Annotated in this window: 4 protein-coding genes and 1 pseudogene; all 5 read left to right on the top strand. The window is 68.3% G+C overall.

Going from position 1 to position 5997, the window contains the following annotated elements:
- On the top strand, positions 1 to 1033 hold a 1033-nt coding region (locus NA5_RS38520; protein WP_084484744.1), incomplete at its 5' end, for a cutinase family protein.
- The gene (locus NA5_RS38515; RefSeq protein ID WP_157110902.1) at positions 1030 to 2169 is read left to right on the top strand and encodes a lipase family protein; all 1140 of its coding nucleotides are present in this window, start codon (positions 1030 to 1032) and stop codon (positions 2167 to 2169) included. The genes NA5_RS38520 and NA5_RS38515, both read left to right, overlap by 4 nt.
- 109 nt (positions 2170 to 2278) lie before the next feature.
- On the top strand, positions 2279 to 3052 hold the full coding sequence (locus NA5_RS38510) for a DUF8176 domain-containing protein (protein ID WP_062993969.1): 774 nt from the start codon (positions 2279 to 2281) through the stop codon (positions 3050 to 3052).
- 76 nt (positions 3053 to 3128) lie between these two features.
- Entirely contained in the window at positions 3129 to 4967 is a 1839-nt protein-coding gene (locus NA5_RS38505) for a BTAD domain-containing putative transcriptional regulator (RefSeq protein ID WP_062993968.1), read from the top strand.
- 782 nt (positions 4968 to 5749) lie between these two features.
- A pseudogene (locus tag NA5_RS38500) lies at positions 5750 to 5997 on the top strand (AAA family ATPase); the annotation flags it as partial.

The raw sequence follows: 5997 nt of genomic DNA, 5'->3' as shown, positions 1-5997 counted from the left end.
GGTGGTGGCCGCTGTCCCGGATCTGGTGCAGCGCAGCTACATTGCCTATCCCGCCGGGTTCGGGGGCGCGGTGGGCACCGGCGGCGGCTCCGACGCCTACGCGGACTCGGTCCGCGCCGGTGTCGCCGCGCTCGAGGCCGCCGCTGACCGTATCGCCGCCGCGTGCCCGGACACCGCTTTGGCTGGGGTCGGGTATTCCCAAGGCGCGCAAGTGGTGTCGGAATTCGCGCGAGCTGTCGGCGCGGGCGAGGGACCGGTCGGACCCGAGCGGATCGCGGGTATCGCGCTCTATTCCGATCCTGATCGCGCCCCGGGATCGCCTGTGTTCCCCGGTCGCCCTGGACAACTCACCCCGGACCCCGCTCCGGGCACAGAAGGGGCGGCGGTGTCGGGGGTGGCGATCACCACCGCGCCCGCGTCCGGGAGCGGGATCGCCACTGGTGACGGCGTCGGCTACGGCGCGTTGACCGGTCGGGTGGCCGATATCTGTGTCGAGGGTGACTTGAGTTGCGCGGCACCGGATCGCGCCGCGTTGTTGCGGATGGCCGCCGAGATCGCCGCCCAGGCCGACCTGCGTGATCCCCTAGCAGCGCTCGGCTCGATCCAGACACTGCTCTCGGGCGTGCTCGGTGACGCCTGGACCACTGTGGTGAACCACGACTTCCGCACCGGCCCCGGCGGCGTCGACTACATGCCCGAGGCCAGCCTCGCCGAGCGGCTCACCACTGCCGCCGACCCCCGCACCCCACCTCCGACCCCGGAGGAGACGGCCGCCGTGACGGCCCGGTGGGCACAGATCACCGGGATCGTGGCCGGGGACCCGGTCGGGCAGTTGCCGAAACTGGCCGCCCAGTTGTCGGGCGCGTGGGGGCAGTTGGTCGCCGACAACGCCGATCTGATGAATCCGGCTGTGTGGCTTCGATACTCCGACCTGGTCGGCCGTCACACCGGGTACGCCTCCGCCGGACAACTCGCCAGCGGGATCGCGTGGATGACCGCACTCGCCCACGACCTCGCCGGGAGGCACCCGTGAACAGCGCACCAATGAACAGCGAGTTCTACGACATCCCGACCCTCGACGGCCGCCATTCCGGGGACCTTGTGCGGACGCGGCCGGTGTTCGTGCCGCAACTGACTTCGGCGGCGGGAGCGTGGCAGATCATCTACGTCTCCACCAATTCCCGCTCCGAACTCATCCCCGCCTCGGGGATCGTGCTGATCCCCGAGACGGTCGCCGCCCCTGGTGCCACCGCGATCCTGGTGCACTGCCCGGAGTTTCGCGGACTCGGCGGGGTGTGCGCGCCCTCGAAGCTGCTGGCGATCGGCGCCGAACCCGACACCGCCGGGATCGAAGCGGCCTTGCAGCGAGGGTGGGTGGTGGCAGTGCCCGACGGTGAAGGACTCGGCCTCACCGGTGCCGGGCCGCATACCTTCCTCGCCGCCCGCGCCGGGGCACGGATCGTGCTCGATCTCGCGCGCGCGGTCTATCGCGGTGCGGACCTCGGTACTCCGGTCGCGCCGGTCGTGGCCTGGGGATACGCCGACGGTGGGCGAGCGGTCACCGCCGCCGGTGAACTGCACCCCTGGTACGCGCCCGAGCTGGATCTACGCGGAATCGCCGCCGGAGCCGTCGCCTCCGACCTCGCCGCGCTGGCACCGGCATTCAGCCAGGGCGCGGGCGCGGCAGTGGGGCTGGCAGGGCTGATCGGACTCTCCCGAGCCTACGAACACATCCCGCTGCGCCACGTCCTGAACGAGGACGGAATACAGGCCGTCGCCGAAGCGCAACACCTCACCGGAACCGAACTGCTGCAACGGTTTCCGCAACCCTTGGCTCACTGGTGCCGACGGCCCGACCCCTGGAACGACGTGTGGTGGCGGCGGGTCCTGGCGCTGGAAACCCTCGCCCACACCAAACCCGTGATGCCGCTGCACTTGTATCACGGCAGTGCCGACTCGATCGTTCCGGTGCAGGCTGGGCGTCGCACCCTCATCGCCTACCGGCAACGCGGAACCGAGGTCAGCTGGCGCGAGTACGACGCCGGCCACCTCAACACCGCGAGTGGCGCCACCAGCGATGTCCTCGCCAGGCTGGGCGAGGACATCACTCGCCGGCCGCCGAACACCGGGCGCGTGCCACCGGACTCCGAGCACGCGGCCCACTCCTAGACCCCTCCGGGGAACCCTGCCCGCACCCCGAACAACTCCCCCTCCACGGGGTGCGGGCAGGCCCGGCGAATCACACAGTCCGAGAACAACTCCCAATGAGGGCAGGTGAATGACTATCCGCAAGAAGCCCAAGCCCAGCGAGGCCGACCCGTGGGCCTGGCTCGAGCAGCCGCGAATGGCACCGGCCCTGCACCTCGTATCCGACCCCGACCCCGATCTCGATTCCGACCCCGATCTCGATTCCGAGACCGGGGTCGAGGCGAGTCCGGAACCATCGGCACAGCAGGGTCGCTGGCTGGTGGCGTTGCCGCAGACACGGGACGCGGCAGACACAGCGGTAGCACGGCCACTGTGGAACATGGACGGGTATCGGGTGCCGGGGCGTGTGTGGGCCGCGCTGGCGGCCACTGTGGCCGCGATGATCGCCGTGGTGGCCCTATGGGGCAACGACGCACACGACAACGGTGATCCAGTGCGTGCCACAGCGGTAGCGCCGAGCAATACATCGGCGGCGGAGGGGGCGTGCACCGGGTTGTCGGGCATCCTGGTCACCGACCGCCCCGCAGACACCACCGCGACCGTTGCGGGAGTGATCGCGGCGTTCGAGGCGGCCTACTACATCGATCGCAGCGCCGAGGCCGCGATGCCGCTGCTGGCACCGGAGTCCGGGATCACCGCCGAGGGGCTCGCCGCTGGGATCGCTTCGATCCCGATAGGCAGCACCCATTGCGTGGCGATCACTCCGATCTCGGAGACGACCGCGAACGTCCACGTGGCCGAGCTGCACCCGGACCGCCAACGGGTGGACTATCTCCAGGTCATCAACACCCGCCCCGGTGAGGGCGGTGGGCTGCTGATCAGCAACGTCCAGGGGCAGGGATGATCACGACGCCAGTACAGACCCCCGCCCGCCGAATCCGCCCGCCCGACTCTGTCGTGGCGGGCACGAGTGTGTCCTGGTGACGGCGACACCGGCGGTCTCGGGCTCGCAGGCGCCGCTGCTGATCGCGGTCGCGGGTCTGGGGCCGCGTGCCGGGACCACGACCACGGCGGTGGCTCTGGCCCGAGCCTGGCCCGGTCGCGAGGCTGCGCTGGTGGTGGAGGCCGACCCCGCAGGCGGGCAGCTCGCCGACATGGTCGGGGCCGACCCGTATCTGGGGTGGGCGAGCCTGGCCCGCACTCTCGACCCGAACACCCCTATCGAGCCCGGCCGGGTGCTCGAGCACATGCAATATCTGCCCAACGCGGTGCCGATGCTGGCCGCACCACCAGGCCACGACGCGACCCGCGCCGCCTTGACCGCCTCGCTACTGGCCGGTGCGCACCCGGGCTGGCGAACCCTCGGGGCCACGATATTCGCCGATTGCGGTGCCTTCGAACCGGATTCGACCCTCGCGCCGGTCCTGGCCGCCGCCGACGCCTGCCTGGTCGTGGTCCGCCCCGAGCACACAGATCCCGAACGCGCCGCCCGCCGCATCCTGCGACTCACCAAGTCCTGCCGCCGCCGTGGTGTGCTGCTCATCGGGGACAGCCCGCACAACGACTTCGCCACGGCCCTCGCCCTGCCGGTGCTGGGAGTCCTGCCCGCCGCGCGGGACTCGGCCGTGGCGCTGGTGCACGGGACTCGCCAGCCACGTCGCGGTCCTCACCTGCTCCCGGCCGCCCGCACCATCACCGCGGCCCTGCGCGAGCAACTACGCCCGACGCGACCGGCCACCACCACCCAGCCTCGGCGTACTCGCCCGCTGACCCGCCAAGACATCGCTGCCCGCCGCCCAGCCTCCTCGCCCACGGTGTACCGGATCGACCCAGCCACCACCGCGCCCACACCCACACCCAGACCCGCGCGCTCGCAACCGGATACCGATGCTGCCCGTACCCGACCGCATACCGCTCCCGCGCGTGTACCAGCATCCCGCGACACCGCACCGGGCGGCAGCGAAGAGCAGATCCGCCCGCGCGAGGACAACCGAGCCGCCGATCCTCCTGCCCTGCAACACGACCCGGCACCGTCGAGCCCGTCTCGCGAGCAGGCCGAGCCGGTGTTGGCGATCAGGGTGTTCGGGCCGACCCGGGTCTTGTGGCGCGCGCCCGAGGGCGGTGAGAGTGTGGAGATCACGGGCCAGTTGCGGCCACGCAGCCGGGAGGTTCTGGCTGTGCTCGCCCTGCATCCGGAGGGACTGAGCAGGACAGAGCTGGTCGATGTGCTCTGGGGCGCGAATCCCCCGGCCAAGCTCACCGCCGCGCTGGCCAACACCTTGAGCCGTGTGCGCACCGGTATCACCTCCGCGACCGGCGGCCAGGTCACCGCGCCGCTGGCCGATGACCACATGCACTACCGGCTCTCACCCCTGGCGATCACCGTCGACTATTGGGAGTTCACCGCGGCCGTGGCGCAACGCCGCCGCGCCACTAGCGAGCAGGACCAGGCCGCCGCGTGCGAGCGGATCGCCGGTCTGGCCACCACCGTCCTGGCCACCGACCTCACCGACACCTGGGTCGAACCACTGCGCGAAGCCGCGCGACGCGACGCCCTCAACGCGCTGGGCTGGCTGGCCGCCCGCACCGCCGACAACGATCCCCGCGCCACCCTGGGCCTGCTCGAGACAATCATCGAGATCGACCCCTACAACGAAACCGTCTGGCAAGACATTCTGAGCCTGCACGCCCGCCTCGGCGAACACGCCGCCCTCACCCGCACCTATTCACTGCTCACCCACAAACTCGCCGAAATCGACCAGACCCCGAGCCCCCGAACACGCCAACTCCTCGAACATCTACACCGCACCATCAAATAGAATTCGAGTCGGCCTCGAATCGACCATACGAGGCGCGGGAAGAACACGATCGCCTCTCCCGGATCGCCATTGCGCGAATTAACCAACCGGGCGCGGTCCGAAAATTGCGTATATAATGCAAATAGCCACACGTTGCGGCCCGTAGAAATTCTCGAACAATATGTTCTGCGGCACGGAATAGTTGCCTATTTCTTATTCGATATGGCTCCGAAGCCATATCGAATAACGTACAGAACTTCTCGTGATCTTGAAGAGGTAGATGCGGGGGGTGTTCGATGGTGATATTCCGTGTGGTGTTCGGTGGTGTGGTCAAAACACGCCACCCCATCACGGTAAAACCGCTGGTGAGATGGCATATATCCGGGCGGGTGTCATCGAGGATTGTCTATATACAAAGCTATATAGACATGCTCCGTCGCCGCTCGTCGGCGGTCTCGTGACCCCCTGGCCGATGGGTGTTCATCTCTGTAGGTATCTCCGTGTCCTTGTCCTCCCGTCCTTCTCCATCATTCTTTCTATTTAGACATTATTGTTTCGGCGGTGTCGTCGTCGCGGCCAGGTGTGACTGTGTGCGTTTCATTTCATTCTTGCGTTGTCGAATATGTAGGCTCGCGGGATAATTTTCGGAAATTGGTGTGTTTTCGGGTTGTGGACTCGCTGTGAGCCGAGCTAGCGTCGAGACGTGCCCCGGAATTCGCCGGGGAATTCACGAAATCCCATTGGTGGCCTCGCCACACGTATGCCACGATCCCGGTTAATGGGCCTGAAATTTAGGAGACGAAATGACATCACCCGCTGCCCCGGTACCCGCTTCCGGTGCCCGTTTGGGAAATGGTGAATTGCGGCGCATGGTCGCCGGTGTACTGGCAGACAATCCGGGCTGCGAGCATTCCCCCCGCGAGATCGCGAAAACCCTGGCGCGTTCTTCCGGTGCTGTCGGTAACGCGCTCGAGGCGCTGACTACTGCCGGGCACGCCGACCGCACCGCCACCTCGCCGCGCCGCTACCGCGCCAACGCACACACCGCCTC

Origin of the sequence: Nocardia anaemiae NBRC 100462 (assembly GCF_001612725.1) — a bacterium.
Taxonomy (GTDB): Bacteria; Actinomycetota; Actinomycetes; order Mycobacteriales; family Mycobacteriaceae; genus Nocardia; species Nocardia anaemiae.
The sequence above is the reverse complement of the archived record's forward strand: the minus strand, read 5'-3'. Positions and strand labels throughout refer to the sequence as shown.

Excerpts from the sequence above, each read along its gene's own strand:
- NA5_RS38510 (WP_062993969.1), top strand. The coding sequence starts at position 2,279 with ATGACTATCCGCAAGAAGCCCAAGCCCAGCGAGGCCGACCCGTGGGCC.